This is a genomic window from Actinomadura verrucosospora (assembly GCF_039540335.1).
Taxonomy (GTDB): domain Bacteria; phylum Actinomycetota; class Actinomycetes; order Streptosporangiales; family Streptosporangiaceae; genus Spirillospora; species Spirillospora verrucosospora.
Genome location: NZ_BAABEV010000034.1, coordinates 55857 through 72784 on the forward strand (window position 1 = coordinate 55857; position 16928 = coordinate 72784).

Consider the following 16928-nt stretch of genomic DNA (forward strand, 5'->3'; position numbering starts at 1 on the left):
CACCATGGTGGGCGTGCCGGCCTCCCCGAACCCACCCGCCACGCCGCGTCCGGCGGAGCTGGAGGCGGTGCTGGAACGGATCACCTACGCCAACGAGGACACCGGCTACACCGTCGCGCGCGTCGCGACCGCCAAGAGCGGGCCCGACCTGCTCACCGTCGTCGGCGCGCTGCTCGGCGCGCAGGTGGGGGAGAGCCTGCGCCTGGTGGGGCGGTGGCGCTCGCATCCGAAGTACGGCAAGCAGTTCGAGGTCGACTCCTACACGACCGTCCTGCCGGCGACGATCCAGGGCATCCGCCGCTACCTCGGCTCCGGCATGATCAAGGGCATCGGCCCCGTGATGGCCGACCGGATGGTCGGGCACTTCGGCACCGACATCCTGCGCGTCATCGAGGAGGAGCCGGAGCGGCTCGTCGAGGTCCAGGGCCTCGGCCCCAAGCGCACCAAGCGCATCGGGGACGCCTGGCAGGAGCAGAAGGCCATCAAGGAGGTCATGGTCTTCCTGCAGGGCGTCGGCGTCTCCACGTCCCTGGCCGTCCGCGTCTACAAGCAGTACGGGGACGCCTCGATCGACACCGTCCGCAAGCGGCCCTACCAGCTCGCCTCGGACGTGTGGGGCATCGGGTTCAAGACCGCCGACACCATCGCGCAGGCCGTCGGCATCCCGCACGACAGCCCCGAGCGCATCAAGGCGGGCCTGCAGTACACGCTGTCGGAGGCCGCCGACGACGGGCACTGCTTCCTGCCCGAGCCCAACCTCGTCACCGCGGCGGAGAAGATCCTCGGCGTCGGGCGGGAGCTGATCGTCCCGGCGCTCGACGAGCTGGCGGGCGAGGAGGGCGTCGTCCGGGAGCCGATCCCGGGGGACGGCGACGACGCCGCGACGATCCCCGCCGTGTACCTCGTCCCGTTCCACCGGGCCGAACGCTCCCTGGCCCGCGGGCTGCTGGAGCTGCTCGACGCGCCCGCCGACCGGCTCAAGGCGTTCGCCGACGTCGACTGGGGCAAGGCGCTGCCGTGGCTGAAGCGGCGCACCGGCCAGGCCCTCGCCCCCGAGCAGGAGGACGCGGTCAAGCTCGCGCTGACGTCCAAGGTGGCCGTGCTGACCGGCGGCCCCGGCTGCGGCAAGAGCTTCACCGTCCGCTCGGTGGTGGAGCTGGCCGCCGCCAAGAACGCCAAGATCGTGCTGGTGGCGCCGACCGGCCGGGCGGCCAAGCGCCTCGCCGAGCTGACCGGCCACGAGGCCGCGACCGTGCACCGCCTGCTCCAGCTCCAGCCGGGCGGCGACCCCAGGTTCGACCAGGACAACCCCCTGGACGCCGACCTGGTCGTCGTCGACGAGTGCTCCATGGTCGACCTCATCCTGGCCAACAAGCTGGTGAAGGCGATCCCGCGCGGCGCGCACCTGCTGCTCGTCGGGGACGTCGACCAGCTCCCCTCCGTCGGCGCGGGCGAGGTGCTGGCCGACCTGCTCGGCGCCGAGGCCGTCCCGCGCGTCCGGCTGACGAAGATCTTCCGGCAGGCCCAGCAGTCGGGCATCGTCGTCAACGCGCACCGCGTCAACTCCGGCGAGCACCCCCACACCCGCGGCTACCCCGACTTCTTCCTGTTCCCCTGCGACGAGCAGGACGAGGCCGCCGAGCTGACGGTCGACGTGGTCGCCCACCGCATCCCGCGCAGGTTCGGCCTCGACCCGCGCCGCGACGTCCAGGTCCTCGCCCCCATGCACCGGGGCGCCGCCGGGGCGGGCACGCTGAACTCGCTGCTGCAGGAGGCGCTGACCCCGCACGACGACGCCCGTCCCGAGCGCCGCTACGGCGGCCGCGTGTTCCGCGTCGGCGACAAGGTCACCCAGCTCCGCAACAACTACGACAAGGGCGAGGCCGGCGTCTTCAACGGCACCGTCGGCGTCGTCACGTCCGTGTCCCAGGAAGAGCAGTCACTGACCGTCGTGACCGACGAGGACGAGAGCGTCGACTACGCCTTCGACGAGCTGGACGAGCTCGCCCACGCGTACGCGATCACGATCCACCGCTCGCAGGGCAGCGAGTACCCGGCCGTCGTCATCCCGCTCACCACCGGCGCGTGGATGATGCTGCGCCGCAACCTGCTCTACACCGGCATCACCCGGGCCAAGAAGCTGGTGGTCCTCGTCGGGTCGCGCCGGGCCCTGGCCGCCGCCGTCCGCACCGCCGGCGCCGGCCGCCGCCACACCGCCCTCACCCACCGCCTGTCTCAGAGGTAACGGGCCAGTTCCCAGGGGTCGTGGGCGCAGAAGATCTCGATGTCGCCACCGCGCGCCAGGTCCCGCAGCCGGGCCACGTTCGCGAGGCGCAGCTCCCGGTCGACCTCGCCGCCCGCCTGGACGAGCTCCATCAGCGGGTGCACGACCGGGTCGGGGCGGTCGACCTCCCCGTGGTACATGTACGCGTCGCCCGCGTGCAGCAGCCAGCGGTCGCCGTCGCGGACCGCCACGCCCGCGTGGCCCGGCGTGTGGCCGCCGAGGGGGACCAGCAGGACGTCCTCGGGCACGCCCTCCAGCGACCGGACGCCCTCGAAGCCGTGCCAGGTCTCGCCTTCGGCGCCCGCGTAGGCGACCCACTCCGGGCCGTGGGCGAGCTGGGCCGGGGTCTTGCCTCCGTCGGCGAGCTCCGCCTCGAACAGGTGGACCGCCGCGTCCGGGAAGTCGCTCAGCCCGCCCGCGTGGTCGCGGTGCAGGTGCGTGGGAACGACGTGCCGGACGTCGGCCGCCGCGTACCCGAGCGCCTCGATCTGCCGGACGGCCGTCGCGGACGGGTCGAGGGTCGGCCCCGCCATCTCCACCCAGTCGTCCAGCAGCCGCTCGGACGGGCGCTCGATGTCGCCGAGCCCGATGCCGGCGTCCACGAGCACGAGGCCGGCCGAGTCGGTCTCCACCAGCAGCACGTGGCCCACGGCCCGCGCGGGCCGCAGCGGGCTCTCCGGCCCGTCGGCCGGTTCGATCTCCCGCATGGGAGCGCAGTCGAGATGGCGGACGCGCATGGGGTTCTCCTTCAGAGCAGGTCGCCGAGCTGGCGGGTGACCTCGTGGATGACGGACACGTCGCGCCGGACGCGGGCCAGCATGACCGCGCCCTGGACCGACGACAGGACGAGCGCGGCCAGCGGATCGGCGCGCTCGTCCGGCACGCCCCAGCCGCGCAGGGCGGCCGCGATGCCGCCCTGCCACTCGGTGTAGGTGTCGTCGCAGGCGGCGCGGATGGTCTCGCTCTCGGCGGCCGTCTCCAGCGCCACCGTCGCGACCGGGCACCCCTTGCCGAAGCCGGACTCCAGCAGCGCGTTCGCGAAGTGGTCGCCGAGGGCCGCGAGGCCGGCCCTGCCGTCCGGCGCGGCGATCAGGGCGCCCGCGAGCGCCTCGCCCACCGCGCGGCCGGAGAGCGCGACCGACTCCGACGCGAGCTGCTCCTTGCCGTCCGGGAAGTGGAAGTACAGCGAGCCCTTCGGCGCCCCGCTCTCCGCGAGGACCTGGTTGAGCCCGGTGCCGTGGTAGCCCTGCCGCTGGAACAGCTCCGCCGCCGTCCGCAGCACGCGCTCGCGCGTCTCGCCCCGAGGTGTCATGGGGCGATACTAGGTAGACTGGTCTAGTACGTCAACGCCGGAGCGCGGCGTGCAGCGCCTCCATCGCCCCGGCGATCCGCGCGCGCGGCTCCGCGGTGCGGACCAGGCCGTCCTCGCCCACGTCCGGCCGGGTCACCGGGATGCGCGCGCACGCGGCCTCGACGATCTCGGTGCCCGCGTAGCCGAGCACCTTGCGCAGCGAGGCGTGCGCGTCGCCGCCGCCCGTGGGCGCCGAGGGGGAGGCCACGTTCAGCCAGGCGACGGGCTTCTCGTAGATCTCGCCGCCGCCGATCGTCCAGTCGAGCAGGTTCTTGAACGAGCCGGGCAGCGCGCCCGCGTACTCCGGGGTGCAGATCAGCAGGGCGTCCGCGGCGCCGATCGCCGCGCGCAGCCCCGCGACGGCCGGGTGCGGCGGCTCGCGGTCGTCGTCGGGGTTGAAGTGCGGCAGGTCGCCCATGCCGGCGTAGAGCGTCGTGTCGAGCCCGTCCGGCGCCACCGCCCGCGCGGTGCGCAGCGCCGCCTCGTTCGTGGACCCCTTGCGCAGGCTCCCGCAGAGCATCAGCACGTTCGTCATGATCGTCAGGCTACGCGTCAGTCTCCGACGGTCAGCCGGTCGAGGCGCAGGCCCGTGAAGGCGTCGGCGGTGACGCCCCGGGCGCGCTCGGACCAGACCAGGTGGTCGTGGCGGGACCACAGCGGCATCGCGGGCATGTCGCGCAGCAGGGCGCTCTCGGCGAGGCGCGCGGGGACCACGCCCTCCTCCGGGGTGGCCGCGCGCTCGGCCTCGGTGAGGAGGCCGGTCGCGTACTCGTCGTCGAGACCGGTTCCGGCGTCCAGCAGCGGCGCCAGCGCCGCGACGGGCGCGGGGTAGGCGGCGGTGGTGTGGACGACGAAGGGGCCGTCCACCTCGCGGGACTCCACGGCCTCGCGCAGGTCGGCGACGGGACGGGGGCGGGCGTCGAGCTTCAGTTCCCTGCCGAGCTGGCCGGCGACGGCCTTCACCCACGCGTCGTCGCCCCGGCCCGCCTCGTACCAGAGGTTCAGCGGGCCCTTCAGCCCGCCCGCGTCGGCGAGCGCGGCGGCCGCCGCCTTGGAGTCGTGGACGCACAACCGGCACTGCCCCTCGCGGTGGCCGGGGCGGATGCCCGGCGCGACGAGCGAGTCGGCGGGGGAGTACTGGTGGCCGAGGGGCCCCTCGGTGACGGCGGACCGGTCGATCGCCATCGACAGCGCCGTCCGGACGGTCGGGGACGACAGCCGCTCCAGCCGGGCCGGGAACGCCAGGAAGGTGACGTCGCGGCCGGGGACCGCGAGGTGCCGGTCGCCGAAGTCGGCCTCCATCGACTCGTGCCGGTCCGGCGGCACGAGCGTGGCGACGTCGAGGTCGCCGGCGCCGGCGGCGGTGTACTGGCGCTTCGCGTCCGGCATCGCCCTGACGACCACGGACCGGCCCTCGCCCGACCGGCGGCGCAGGACGATCTCCCGCGCGCTCCGGGACGTCACCCGGAAGGGCCCGTTGCCGACCGGGGCGCGGCCGTAGGTCGCCCAGTCGCGCGACGCCAGGACGCTCTCGGGCATCGGGAAGAACGCCGGGTCGCCGAGGAGGGCGGGGAAGCCGCTGAGCGGGCGGTCCAGCGTCACCTCGAAGGTCCGGTCGTCCTTCACCTTCAGGCCCGGGACTTCGTCCTCGCCCGCGCGGGCGCCCTCGACCCGGGCGACGTCGGTGAACAGGCGCGACCCGGCCCAGCGCTCGCGCAGCACGGCCGTCCAGGCGCCGGTGAACGAGCGGGACGTGACGGGCGAGCCGTCCTGGAAGGTCGCGCCGGGGCGGAGCCGGACGGTCCAGACGCGCCGGTCCGGGCTGGTGACCGACTCGGCGGCGGCGTTCGCGGGCGCGCCGGTCTCCGCGTCGTAGGAGACCAGGCCCGTCCACACCGCGTTGGCGATCATCCGGCCGGAGGCGTCGCGGACGTCGCCGGGCAGCAGCGTCGCGGGGGCCGGGGCGCCGACCGAGATCCGCGGGTCGGCGGGCTCGCTCCACGCCTTCAGGGCCGCGACCGGCGCCACCAGCACCGCCACGGCGCCGGCGACGAGGGCGGCGGTGCGGGCTGAGCTCTTCACTGGCCTCTCCCGGGAGCTGGGCGGTCCCAGGGGAGGGTAGACCACGGTGTCAGGTCCCACCAGTCCTCACGGTGCTGAGGCCATTTCGTGACCCGCCGACCTGTTGATCAAGAGCGCGGCGGCGGTCACACTGGCGCTTGCGAAGATCCATTCCGTGGAGGCGCGATGCTCCCCCGCACATCCTTTCCCTCCGGACGCCTGCTGCAGGGCGGCGTCGCGGTCGCGGCGTCCGTTGCGCTGATGGCCGGCAGCGCCTGGGCGTGCCCGCCCGAGCCGGAGAACACCAAGACGCAGACCGGGCAGGCCGCCGCCACCGCCGGCGAGGGCGCCGGCGGCCACGCCGGGCACTACCGCCGGGCCGCGCCCGCGAGCACGAAGTCCGAGGCGGTCAAGGGGGTGCGGCGCGTCGGCGGGGTCTCGGACGCCAAGGGCGCCATCTCCCTGATGTTCATGGACTACGGCCGGGGTCCGCACAAGCGGACGATCATGTACGCGACCGGCCAGTTCGGGCTGAAGGCCTACGACATCAGCGCCGACCCCCGCGTCCCCAAGCTGGTCGGGCAGCTGAACATGCCGGGCATGTGGGAGACCGAGGACACCGACTTCGACCCCAAGCGCAAGATCATCTACCTGTCCCGCGACCCGCGCGCGTTCGGCGGCACCACCGCCACCGGCGAGTCGGGCATCTACGTCGTGGACGCCTCCAAGCCGGAGAGCCTGCGCCAGATCACCTACGTGACGGTGCCCGCGGGGCACACGACGACCTGCGTGGACGACTGCAAGTACCTGTGGACGGGCGGCCCCGCCAAGGCCAGCTGGATGCCCGCGGACTGGGGCGGGCGCCCCGTCTGGGTCACCGACGTCCGCGATCCCGCCAAGCCGAAGGTCCACAAGGACCCGATCGACACGGGCCGCAACGACGGCAAGACCGACTACACCCACGACATCCAGGTCGACTCCGAAGGGGTCGCCTGGGCCTCGGGGCGCGGCGGCGTGCGCGGCTACTACACCACCGGCCGCCACTACGACCCGGTGAAGAGGAAGTGGCGCAAGGCCACCGCGGTCGACCCCGTCCCCTACGCGGGCGGCGGGCTGGACGAGGCCACCACCAACTCCACCTTCATGCACAACAGCTACCGGGCCGTGGGGCGGACCCGGGACCAGGCCGCCGACCCGCGCCGGTGGGGCGACGGAAAGCTGCTGTACGTCACCGAGGAGACGTTCAACGACGGCTGCGCCAACGACGGCCTGCTCGTGATCGCGTCGCTGAAGGGCTCCTACGGCGGTGAGGGCTGGCGGTCCACGCCGGAGCACAAGTTCCGCCTGAACACCGTCGCGACGTGGGGCGTGGCCGGCAAGGAGGGCAGCGACCCCGAGAGCACGGACTGCTCGGCGCACTACTTCGACGTGCGCGACGGCGTGATCGCCCAGTCGTTCTACTCGCAGGGCACCCGGTTCCTGGACGTCACGGACCCGACGAACCCGCGCCAGGTCGCCTACTACCGCCCGGCGGACGCCGCTTCCTGGCAGCCGTACTGGCACGGCAAGTACGTCTACGTCGCCGACAACACCCGCGGCGTCGACGTCCTGGAGCCCACCTTCCGCTGACCGTCCCACCGGGGCCCCACGCCCCGCGCGAAGACCCGTCCCTATCCCCCCGGGGGCGGGTCTTCGTCCTGCTCGGGCCGGGTGTGGCGCGTCTCGATCTCGCCGGCGCCGCGCTCGGCGGCCGCGACCGCGGACCCGGCCGCCCGGCGCAGCTGCTGCCCGGCCTGCTGGACGACCTGGACGGGCCGCGCGGGCAGGTGCCGGGAGGCGCCCCGGTGCCGCCGCCAGTGCTCGCGGGCGCGGGCCCGGTGCTCGACGCGCAGGTTCTCGATGAGCCGGTCGATGTCCATGGACACCTCCCCGTACAGCGGCCACAGGTCCCCGGCCGCGGCCCGCTCGTGCAGCCGCCGGGTGAGCCGGGCGCGGCGCTCGCGGGCCACGTCCACCCGGACCTCCAGCTCGTGCTCGGCGAGGAACGGCCGGGCGTCGCGGGTCAGGTCGGAGCGGGCCAGCCGGCCGTAGGAGGCGACGCTGGCCGCGATCCCGGCCAGCGCGTCGCCGAGCTCGCGGCGCAGCTCGGGGTCGGTCAGCAGCCGGCCCCGGTCGCCGAGCCGCTCGTCGTCGGCCAGGGACCGGGTGAGCCCCCGCAGCGACAGCGTGAAGTGCTCCAGCGTCTCCATGGCGTTGCGCAGGGCGACGCCGGCGTCGATGAGCCGCCGCGCCCGCGTCCGCGGGTTGAGCCGGACGCTCTCCTCGGCGGCGCCGAGCTCCCGGTCGGTGCGGCCGAGCTCGCGGGCGAGCCGCTCGGCCTCCGCCTGCCAGCGGGCGGCCTCACCCTGGGTGCGCTCGCCGCGCAGCCCGTCGGCGATGTCGGAGATCAGCTCCCGCAGCTTCTCGGTGACGTCCTGGACGGCCTCCTCGGCGGGCCGCACCCGCACCGTCGGCACCAGCAGCGTCGCCGCCAGCCCGGTGGCGGCGCCGATCAGCGTCTCCAGGACGCGGTCGGCGGCGCCCGCCTCGCTGGCCGACCCCAGCGCGAAGATCAGCATCGCGGAGATCGGCGCCTCCAGCACGTGCTCGCCGAGGCGCAGCGCGTGCCCGATGACCAGGGCGGCGAGGATCGTCAGGCCGAGCGTCCACCAGGAGAACCCGATGGTGCTCGCGGCCAGCACCGCGATCAGCACCCCCGAGGTGACGGCGGCGACCCGCAGGACGCTCGCCTTGATCGTCTGGTAGACGGAGAACTGCACGACGAGCAGCGCGGTCAGCGGCGCCAGCAGCGGCTGCGGCCCGCCGACCGGCAGCACCGCGAGGGCCAGCACGAACGCCAGCGTGGCGGTGATCGTCAGGCGGGCGATGCGGTACGCGGTGGACCGCACCTCCGTGGCCACCCGCAGCGGCGAGCGGCCGCCGCGATCACCTTCGCCGGAGCGGCGGCGGAAGAACACGAGCGACATGCGCTCTGTCATTCCCGCAGGCGGGTAAAGGTCACAGGGATGGACAAAGATCACAAAACGGCTGGGTTCGGGAGCGGAGGGCGCGGGTCACTCCCGCCGGCGGGCGCGGAACGCGGCGACGTTCGTCCGGTTCGCGCAGGACTCCGAGCAGAACCGGCGCCGGCCCGCCCGCGAGGTGTCGGCGTACACGCGGTCGCAGCCGTCGGCGGCGCAGACGCCCGTCCTGCCGAGCCCGTGCTCGACGATCAGTTCGGCGAGGTTCATCAGCGTGGTCGCCCGGAACCGCTCCACCAGGCGGGACGACGGCGGCGCGTAGTGCATGTGCAGGCCGTGCGGCTCGTGGTCGGCCAGGTGCGGGTGCATCGGCATCTCCAGCATCAGCCGGTTCAGCATCGCCGTCGCCTCCTCCAGCCGGGCCGCCTCGAAGAAGGGGCGCAGGACCCGCCCCCAGCGCCGGAAGTCGGCGGCGTCGGCGTCCTCGAACTCCTGCCAGAAGAACTGGTTGTCCCGCAGGAGGCGGCGCAGCGCGTCGGGGGAGTCGTCCCCGTCGGCCGCCGTCGCGGCGTTGACCAGCGCGGCGGCGGCCGCCACCCCATGGCTCTTGTATCCGGTGATGCGCATTGCCCGAGCCTCCGGTCCCGCGGTCGATCAGTAAATGGTAGGTCGCGGCGGGCGGGTGCGGCGGAGGACCGGAGCGCCCGCTAGTGCCGCCAGCGGGTGGCGGCGGCCACCTGCTGCGGCGTCGCCCCGTCCAGCAGCGCGATCTCCCCGCGCCGCACCGCCGCCACCGTGTCGGTGACGGCCTCGCCGAGCGCCTCGCGCAGGACGGTGTCGGCCTCGAACGCCGAGACCGACTCGGCCAGCGACGCCGGCAGCGGGGCGATGCCCCGCGCGGCGCGCTCCTCCTCCGCCAGGCCCGCCGGGTCCACGTCGACCGGCTCCGGCAGCCTCAGGCCGGCGCCGAGGCCGTCCCGCCCCGCCGCGAGCAGCGCCGCCAGCAGCAGGTACGGGTTGGCGGCGGCGTCCAGGCACTTGACCTCCAGGTTCGCGGCGGTGGCCCGCTCGCCCTCGGCCCCCGTCACGAACCGCAGCGCGGCCTCCCGGTTCTCCAGCCCCCAGCACGCGTACGCGCCCGACCAGTGCGACGGGACCAGCCGCAGGTAGCTCGCCACCGACGGCGCGCCGACCGCCAGCAGCGCGGGCAGCCGGCGCAGGATGCCCGCGGCGAACGCCTCCCCGGCCGCCGTCATCCCGTACGGTCCGGGGCCGCCCGCCATCGCGTTCACCGCGCCGCCCGCCGTGCCGTCCGCCGTGCCGTCCCGCCACAGGCTGAGGTGGGCGTGCGCGCCGTTGCCGACCGAGTCGGCCTCCACCTTGGGGGAGAACGAGGCGGCCATCCCGTGCCGGATCGTCACCGCCCGGATCGTCTCCCGGACCAGCACGGCGGTGTCGGCCGCGCCGACCGGGTCCTCGGCGGCCACCGAGACCTCGTACTGCCCCGGCGCGTACTCCGGGTGCAGCTGGACGACCCTCACGCCCGTCGCCTTGAGGGCCTTCAGAAGGTCACGCAGGTAGTCGGCCAGCTCGGTGACCCGCGTCATCCCGTACGCGGGGCCCTTGCAGGCCGGGGAGAAGTCCTCGCCGTCGCCGTCCGACACCGCCCACTCGATCTCGAACGCGGCCTTCACCGCGTAGCCGAGCCCGGCGAGCCGGTCGGCCTCGCGGCGCAGCAGGGCCCGCGCGTCCAGCGGGTGGACGGATCCGTCCTGGGCGTAGCGGTCCGCGGGCGCGTGCGCCCAGCCCGGCAGCGCGGCCAGCGGGACGAGCCGGTCCAGGTCGGGGTGCAGCCGCAGGTCGCCGGTCGGGCCGCCGATGTGGCGCCCGGACACGATCGAGTCGTCCAGCAGGAACACGTCGAATATCGGGGACATCCCGACGCCCCACGCCGCGGCGTGCTCCAGCCGCTCCACCGGGACGGTCTTGGTGCGGGTGATCCCGCTGACGTCCACCCACGTCAGCGCGACGGCGACGATGCCCTCGCCGGCCATCCTGCGCGCCGCCTCGGCCGCGCGGGCGCCCATCCGGGCCCGGTCGTGCCCGTCGAGGGCCTGCTCTCCGGCGTCGCCGCCTTGCAGGGAGGTGTGCGAGGTGGGTTCCACGGCTGCTGGCTCCTGGTCGGGTGGCGGCGGAGGTGAACACGCTCCGTAAGGGCATCGTAGGGAGAACGCAGTCGCGTTTCAGGGAGGATGCGGGAGCCGTGCTGGAGTATCTGGAGTCGCTGCGGCTGGTCGACCACCACTGCCACGGTGTCCTCGGCGAGGACCTCGGCAGGACGGCGTTCGAGGAGGCGCTCACCGAGGCGGAGACCGCGGGACCGCCCGGCGTGAGCATGTTCGACACCCAGGTCGGGTTCGCGCTGCGGCGCTGGTGCCCGCCCGTCCTCGGGCTGGGCGCCCACGCCGAGCCCGAGGAGTACCTGGCGCGCCGGGCCGAGCTGGGCGCCGCCGAGGTGAACCGGCGGTTCCTGGCGGCCGCCGGGCTGGACGTGCTCTGCGTGGACACCGGCTACACGCCGGAGGCGATCCTCGACCCGCCCGCCCTCGGCCGGCTGGCCGGGGCGAGGGCGCACGAGATCGTGCGGCTGGAGACCGTCGCGGAGCGGGTGGCGGCGGACGGCGTCGGGGCGGGCCGGTTCGCCGGGGAGGTGCGCTCCCGGCTCCACGCCGCGTTCGCCGCGGGCGCCGTGGGGGCCAAGTCGATCGCCGCGTACCGGGCCGGGCTGGAGCTGTCGGGGATGCGGCCGCCGGAGGCGGAGGTCGCCGGCGCGGCCGGGCGGCTGATGCGCGCGGCGGAGAGCGTCGGCGCCCCGCCGCGCGTGTGCGACGAGACCCTGCACCGGTTCCTCGTCTGGTGCGCGGTGGACGCCGGGGTGCCCGTCCAGTTCCACGTCGGCTACGGGGACGTGGACGCCGACCTGCGCCGCGGCGACCCGCTGCTGCTCATCGAGCTGCTGCGCGCCATGGCCCCCGTCCCCGCGATGCTGCTGCACAACTACCCGTTCCACCGGCACGCCGGGTACCTGGCGCAGGTGCTGCCGAACGTGCACGTCGACGCGGGCCTGGCGACCCACAACCTCGGGCACCGCTCGCCCGCGTTCATCGCCGAGCTGCTGGAGCTGGCGCCGTTCGGGAAGGTGCTGTACTCCTCGGACGCGTTCGGGCTGGCCGAGCTCTACCACCTCGGGGCGCTGCTGTTCCGGCGCGGGCTCGCCGGGTTCCTGGCCGGGGGAGTGGAGGACGGAGCCTGGACGGCCCGCGACGCCGAGCGGGTCGCGGGGCTGGTGGCCTCCGGCAACGCCCGCCGGGTCTACGGTCTGGAGTGAGCCGATCTTTCGGGCAGCACCGGCAATCGGGAGGAACCGGCATGGCCGCACGTGAACGCCTGCTCGTCATCGGGGGCGACGCCGCGGGGATGAGCGCCGCGTCCCAGGCCCGCAGGCTGCGCGGCCCCGAGGACCTGGAGATCGTCGCCGTGGAGCGCGGGCGCCACGCGTCCTACTCGGCGTGCGGCATCCCGTACTTCGTCGGCGGCGTGGTGGACGGGCTGGACGCGCTCGTCGCCCGCACGCCCGCCGAGTTCCGCGAGCGCGGCATCGACCTGCGGCTGCGCACCGAGGCCGTGGAGATCGACACGGGCGGCGGCCGGGTGCGGATCCGCTCCCTCGACGGCGGCGGCGAGCGCTGGGAGCCCTACGACCGGCTCGTGGTCGCGACCGGCGCCGTCCCCACCCGCCCGGACCTGCCCGGCGTGGACGCCGAGGGCGTCCACGGCGTCCAGATCCTCGACGACGGCGTGGCGATCCGCCGCGCCGTCGAGGAGCGGGACCCGCGCCGCGCCGTCGTGGTGGGCGGCGGCTACATCGGCCTGGAGATGGCCGAGGCGATGGTGATGCGCGGCCTGGAGGTCTCGCTCGTGGACTTCGCCGACCAGCCGATGCGCACCCTCGACCCGGACATGGGCGCGATCGTCGCGGACGCGATGCGCGGCATCGGCGTGCGGCTGTACCTGGGGGAGCCGGTCGAGGGCTTCGACACCTCCCCGGAGGGGCGCGTCACCGCGGTCCGCACGCGGGACCGCACGCTGCCCGCGGACCTGGTCGTCCTCGGGCTCGGCGTGCGGCCGGCCTCCGGACTGGCCGAGCGGGCCGGGATCGAGACCGGCCCGACCGGCGGGATCGTCACCGACCGGCGGATGCGCACCCGCACCGAAGGGGTGTGGGCGGCGGGCGACTGCGTCGAGACCCGCCACCTGGTCTCGGGCGCGCCGGTCGCGATCGCGCTCGGCACGCACGCCAACAAGCAGGGCCGCGTCGCCGGCATCAACATCGGCGGCGGCTACGCCACCTTCCCCGGCGTGGTCGGCACGGCCGTCTCCAAGATCTGCCGGGTGGAGGTCGCGCGGACCGGGCTGAACGAGGCCGAGGCGGCCGCGGCCGGGTTCGAGACGCTGAGCGTCGCCGTCGAGTCCACCACCCGGGCCGGCTACATCCCGGGCGCCGCCGCGATGACGACCAAGCTGATCGCCGAGCGCCGCTCGGGCCGGCTGCTCGGCGCGCAGATCGTCGGCGAGGAGAACGCCGCCAAGCGCGTCGACGGCCTGGCGATCGCGCTGTGGAACGGGATGACGGTCGAGGAGATGACGGGCCTCGACCTCGGCTACGCGCCGCCGTTCGCGCCCGTCTGGGACCCCGTCCTGGTCGCCGCCCGCAAGGCCGCCGACGCCGTCGAGCGGGACATGCGCTCCGGCTCTTGATCCCCTTTGTCGGTGATCTCCCCTACGGTGTGGCCTCATGGCGACTGCGGGGCCGGGGGCGGCCGACGAGAACACCTGGGAGATGCCGGACGCGTGGCGGCGGGTCGCCCATCCCCGCCGGGACCGGCCGGGGCCGTGGCCGCGGGCGCGGATCGACGCCGCGGCGGTGGAGAAGGCGCGGGCCCTGGTGGAGGCCGCCAGAGCCGGCGTCGAGGACGTCCTCGCGCTGCCCGGCACGCCGCCCGAGCTGGCCGAGCACGGCCGCGCCTACCTGAAGGGCGAGGCCGACGCGCTGGGCGCGGCGGTGGTCGCGACCGTCGCGGTGTCCAAGCGCGGCCTGCTCGAACTCGGCGGGAAGGACCCGTTCCGGGACGCCTGGGCCGCCGAGCACGGCCTGCCGTTCGCGGCGGCCGCCTACGCCGAGCTGCCCGAGGTCACGAGCGACTACCGGCAGGCGGGGAGCCAGGCGACCTGGACCGGTGTGCGCTGGACCGGGACGCCCGGCAACTACCGCGAGTGGTGGTCCGAGGAGAGCGCCGCACGGCACCTGCGCGCCCTGCTGGCCGCCGCCGACGACGACGTGTACGCCGCGTCCGTCGAGGCGCTGGCGACCCGGCGCCGGACGCCGATGCAGCGGATGGTCGTGTCCTACCTGGTGCCGACCAGGGGAGATTGGGTGGACGAGGTCCGCGCCGACCCGGCGATCGTCGGCCTGCCGCCCTTCTCGGTGCACCGGTGGATGCTGTTCTGCTCGCTCGGCGAGCAGGAGCAGGCCGACCCGGCCGTCCTGCCGCTCGGCTACTACGACCGGGGGACGAGCGTCGTCGCGACCCTCGTGGACGGCGTCGACCCGTCCGGTGCGGTGCCGCTGGTGGCCGGAGCCCTGGAAGGCCAGTACACCGACACCGACGCCTACCGGAGCCTGCTGGACGTGCTCGCCCGGCTCCCCGTGGACGAGGCCTTCCAGGCCCTCGTGGACCGCATCAGCCACAGGTACGTCCAGCCCGCGCTGATCGCCGCCGCGCGGGCGTATCCGCGGCGGGCGCTGCGCCTGCTCGCCCCGGCCGCGCGGACGCCGGAGGCGGAGGACCTGCTGCGGGCCCACCTGCTCACCCATCCCGAGCTGGTGGAGGAGACGCTGCCGGAGCTTCCGGAGGAGTCGCGCGCGGTGATCGGCGCGCTCCGCGAGACCACCGTCCGGGTCCCGGAGGCGTCCGGCGACGCCCTGCCGCCGCTGCTCGCGGACCCGCCGTGGACCCGGCCCCGGACGAAGGCCGAACCCGTCGTCGTCAAGGACCTGGCCTCGCCCGGCACGCGCCTCATCGCCTGGGAGCCCGGCGAGCGGGACGCCTGGACGGTGGACCTCCACCACATGTGGCGATGGGTGGAGCGCCTGGAATGGCCCGCCCAGGTGGAGAAGTTCAGGAACGGCGCGCTGCCCTCCCACCAGCAGCCCGTGCTCTTCGTCGAGGCGCCCGAGGACCTCGTCCGCCCGCTCCTGGCGGGCTGGGAGCCGCCCGACCCCTGGTACGTGGGCGAATGGATGCGGGTCGTCGTCGCCCGGTTCGAGCTCGACGCGCTGGACCCGGCCGTCTTCGCGGCGCGGCGCGACCCCGCGGGCGTGGGCGCCGTCCTCCTGCCGTTCCTGAGCGACGAGGTCGCGCGGCTCATGGCCGACTGGCTCGTGCGGCTCAAGCAGGCGGGCAGGACCGCGCAGACCTGGTTCCGGCGGCACGGCCCGGCCGCCGTCCCGGCCCTGGTGCCGCCCGCCCTCGGCAAGGCGGGCGCCCAGCGCCGCGCCGCCGAGGCCGCCCTGCGGTTCGTCGCGGACCGGCACGGCGCCGAGGCGGTCGTCGCGGCGGCCCGCGTCCAGGTGGACCGTGCGGCGGACGCGGTCGAGGCGCTGGTCACGGCCGACCCGCTGGACGTCCTCCCCGCGAAGATCCCGCAGGTCGGCGACTGGGCCGACGTGCGGCTGCTCCCGCAGATCCTGCTGCGCGACCGCGAGCGGGCGCTGCCGGACGCCGCCGCGCGGCACGTCCTGACGATGCTCGCGATGTCGCGGCCCGCCGAGGTCTACCCGGGGGTGCGGGCGGTCCGCGACGCGTGCGACCGGGAGTCCCTCGCCGAGTTCGGCTGGCGGCTGTTCCGGCAGTGGGAGGCGCACGGCGCGCCGTCCAAGGAAGGCTGGGCCCTGGCGCAGCTCGGCCTCACCGGCGACGACGAGACCGTCCGCCGCCTGACCCCGGTGATCCGGGCGTGGCCCGGCGACGGCGGGCACGCCAAGGCGGTCACCGGCCTGGACGTCCTCGCCGCCATCGGCACCGACGTGGCGCTCACGCACCTGCACGGCATCGCGCAGCGGGTGAAGTTCAAGGCGCTCAGGGCCCGGGCGCAGGAGAAGATCGAGGAGGTCGCCGCCGGGCTGGAGCTGACCGCGGAGCAGCTCGCCGACCGGCTCGTCCCCGACTTCGGGCTGGACGCCGACGGCACCCTCACGCTCGACTACGGCCCCCGCCGCTTCGTCGTCGGCTTCGACGAGCAGCTCAAGCCCTTCGTGGCGGACGAGGACGGCGCCCGCCGCAAGGCGCTGCCCAAACCCGGGGCCAAGGACGACCCCGAGCTCGCCCCGGCCGCCGCCAAGGCGTTCTCGGCGCTGAAGAAGGACGTGCGGACCGTCGCCGCCGACCAGCTCCGCCGCCTGGAGGCGGCCATGGTCGCGCGGCGCCGCTGGCCCGCGCGGGAGTTCCGGGAGCTGCTGGCCGGGCACCCGCTCGTCCGGCACCTCGTCCGGCGCCTGGTGTGGCTCGCGTCCGAGGGCGAGGAGGGGGACGCGAGAACGACCGCGTTCCGCGTCGCCGAGGACGGCACGTACGCCGACGTCGACGACGAGACCGTCGAGATCGCCGGCACGGCGCGGGTCCGGGTCGCGCATCCCGTCGACCTCGGCGGCTCGCTCGCCGCCTGGTCGGAGGTGTTCGCCGACTACGAGATCCTGCAGCCGTTCCCGCAGCTCGGACGTCCCGTCCACGTCCTCGCCGACGGCGAGGGGAGCGACGGCAGGCTCGAACGGTTCGAGGGCCTGACCGTCCCGGTCGGCAAGGTGCTCGGCCTGACCTCGCGCGGCTGGGACCGCGGCGCGCCTCAGGACGCGGGCATCGAACCCTGGATCTCCCGGCGGCTGCCCGGCGGCCGCCACATCGTCATCGACCTCGATCCCGGCATCGCCGTCGGCGCCGTGGACGCCCTGCCCGACCAGAGACTCGACGCGGTCGGCCTGGCGGACCGCCCCGAGCAGAGGTGGCTCGGCGGCGGCACCACGGGCTCCTTCGCCGACCTCGACCCGGTCACCGTGTCCGAGATCCTCGCCGACCTGGCGACGCTCACCTGAGAA

Annotated in this window: 12 protein-coding genes; 5 read left to right on the top strand and 7 right to left on the bottom strand. The window is 75.1% G+C overall.

Annotation, left to right across the window (positions count from 1 at the left end; genetic code table 11):
- The first annotated feature begins 13 nt into the window (after window positions 1-13).
- Window positions 14-2245 (top strand): SF1B family DNA helicase RecD2, encoded by a 2232-nt coding sequence (gene recD2 / locus ABD944_RS29790; protein ID WP_378188374.1) that lies wholly within the window; start codon window positions 14-16, stop codon window positions 2243-2245.
- Here the strand turns inward: recD2 and ABD944_RS29795 are convergent.
- From ABD944_RS29795 to ABD944_RS29810, 4 genes are read right to left on the bottom strand one after another with little or no spacing between them, the layout of a single operon-like run.
- Window positions 2236-3021: an MBL fold metallo-hydrolase gene (locus ABD944_RS29795; protein WP_345182472.1), complete on the bottom strand. Its 786-nt coding sequence runs from the start codon at window positions 3019-3021 to the stop codon at window positions 2236-2238. The two genes, recD2 and ABD944_RS29795, sit on opposite strands and share 10 nt — an antisense overlap.
- 11 nt (window positions 3022-3032) lie before the next feature.
- Window positions 3033-3596, bottom strand: coding sequence for a TetR/AcrR family transcriptional regulator (locus ABD944_RS29800; RefSeq protein WP_345182474.1), 564 nt, complete (start codon window positions 3594-3596; stop codon window positions 3033-3035).
- Between the two features lie 31 nt (window positions 3597-3627).
- Window positions 3628-4170: an NADPH-dependent FMN reductase gene (locus tag ABD944_RS29805; protein WP_345182476.1), complete on the bottom strand. Its 543-nt coding sequence runs from the start codon at window positions 4168-4170 to the stop codon at window positions 3628-3630.
- A gap of 17 nt (window positions 4171-4187) precedes the next feature.
- Window positions 4188-5717, bottom strand: a complete 1530-nt coding sequence (locus ABD944_RS29810) for a peptide ABC transporter substrate-binding protein (protein WP_345182478.1) — start codon at window positions 5715-5717, stop codon at window positions 4188-4190.
- Window positions 5718-5882: 165 nt separating this feature from the next.
- Between ABD944_RS29810 and ABD944_RS29815 the strand changes: the two genes are divergently transcribed.
- Window positions 5883-7325, top strand: a complete 1443-nt coding sequence (locus ABD944_RS29815; protein ID WP_345182480.1) for an LVIVD repeat-containing protein — start codon at window positions 5883-5885, stop codon at window positions 7323-7325.
- A 41-nt stretch (window positions 7326-7366) separates the two neighbouring features.
- Here the strand turns inward: ABD944_RS29815 and ABD944_RS29820 are convergent, their stop codons facing one another.
- The 3 genes from ABD944_RS29820 to ABD944_RS29830 all read right to left on the bottom strand — a co-directional run bounded on the left by ABD944_RS29820 (window position 7367) and on the right by ABD944_RS29830 (window position 10881).
- A complete protein-coding gene (locus ABD944_RS29820) occupies window positions 7367-8734 on the bottom strand; it encodes an aromatic acid exporter family protein (RefSeq protein ID WP_345182483.1) in 1368 nt (455 codons plus the stop codon).
- A gap of 75 nt (window positions 8735-8809) precedes the next feature.
- A complete protein-coding gene (locus ABD944_RS29825; RefSeq protein WP_345182485.1) occupies window positions 8810-9343 on the bottom strand; it encodes a CGNR zinc finger domain-containing protein in 534 nt (177 codons plus the stop codon).
- An 80-nt stretch (window positions 9344-9423) separates the two neighbouring features.
- Window positions 9424-10881 carry a type I glutamate--ammonia ligase gene (locus tag ABD944_RS29830; RefSeq protein WP_345182487.1) on the bottom strand — a complete coding sequence of 486 codons (1458 nt, stop codon included), beginning with the start codon at window positions 10879-10881 and terminating at the stop codon, window positions 9424-9426.
- 98 nt (window positions 10882-10979) lie between these two features.
- On the opposite strand from ABD944_RS29830, the gene ABD944_RS29835 reads away from it, so the two are divergent.
- The 3 genes from ABD944_RS29835 to ABD944_RS29845 are packed head-to-tail and all read left to right on the top strand — an operon-like array spanning window position 10980 to window position 16925.
- A complete protein-coding gene (locus ABD944_RS29835; RefSeq protein WP_345182489.1) occupies window positions 10980-12104 on the top strand; it encodes an amidohydrolase family protein in 1125 nt (374 codons plus the stop codon).
- A gap of 41 nt (window positions 12105-12145) precedes the next feature.
- Complete coding sequence (locus ABD944_RS29840; protein WP_345182491.1) at window positions 12146-13534, top strand: FAD-dependent oxidoreductase; 1389 nt, start codon at window positions 12146-12148, stop codon at window positions 13532-13534.
- Between the two features lie 37 nt (window positions 13535-13571).
- Window positions 13572-16925 carry a DUF4132 domain-containing protein gene (locus ABD944_RS29845; RefSeq protein WP_345182493.1) on the top strand — a complete coding sequence of 1118 codons (3354 nt, stop codon included), beginning with the start codon at window positions 13572-13574 and terminating at the stop codon, window positions 16923-16925.
- Window positions 16926-16928 lie beyond the last annotated feature (3 nt).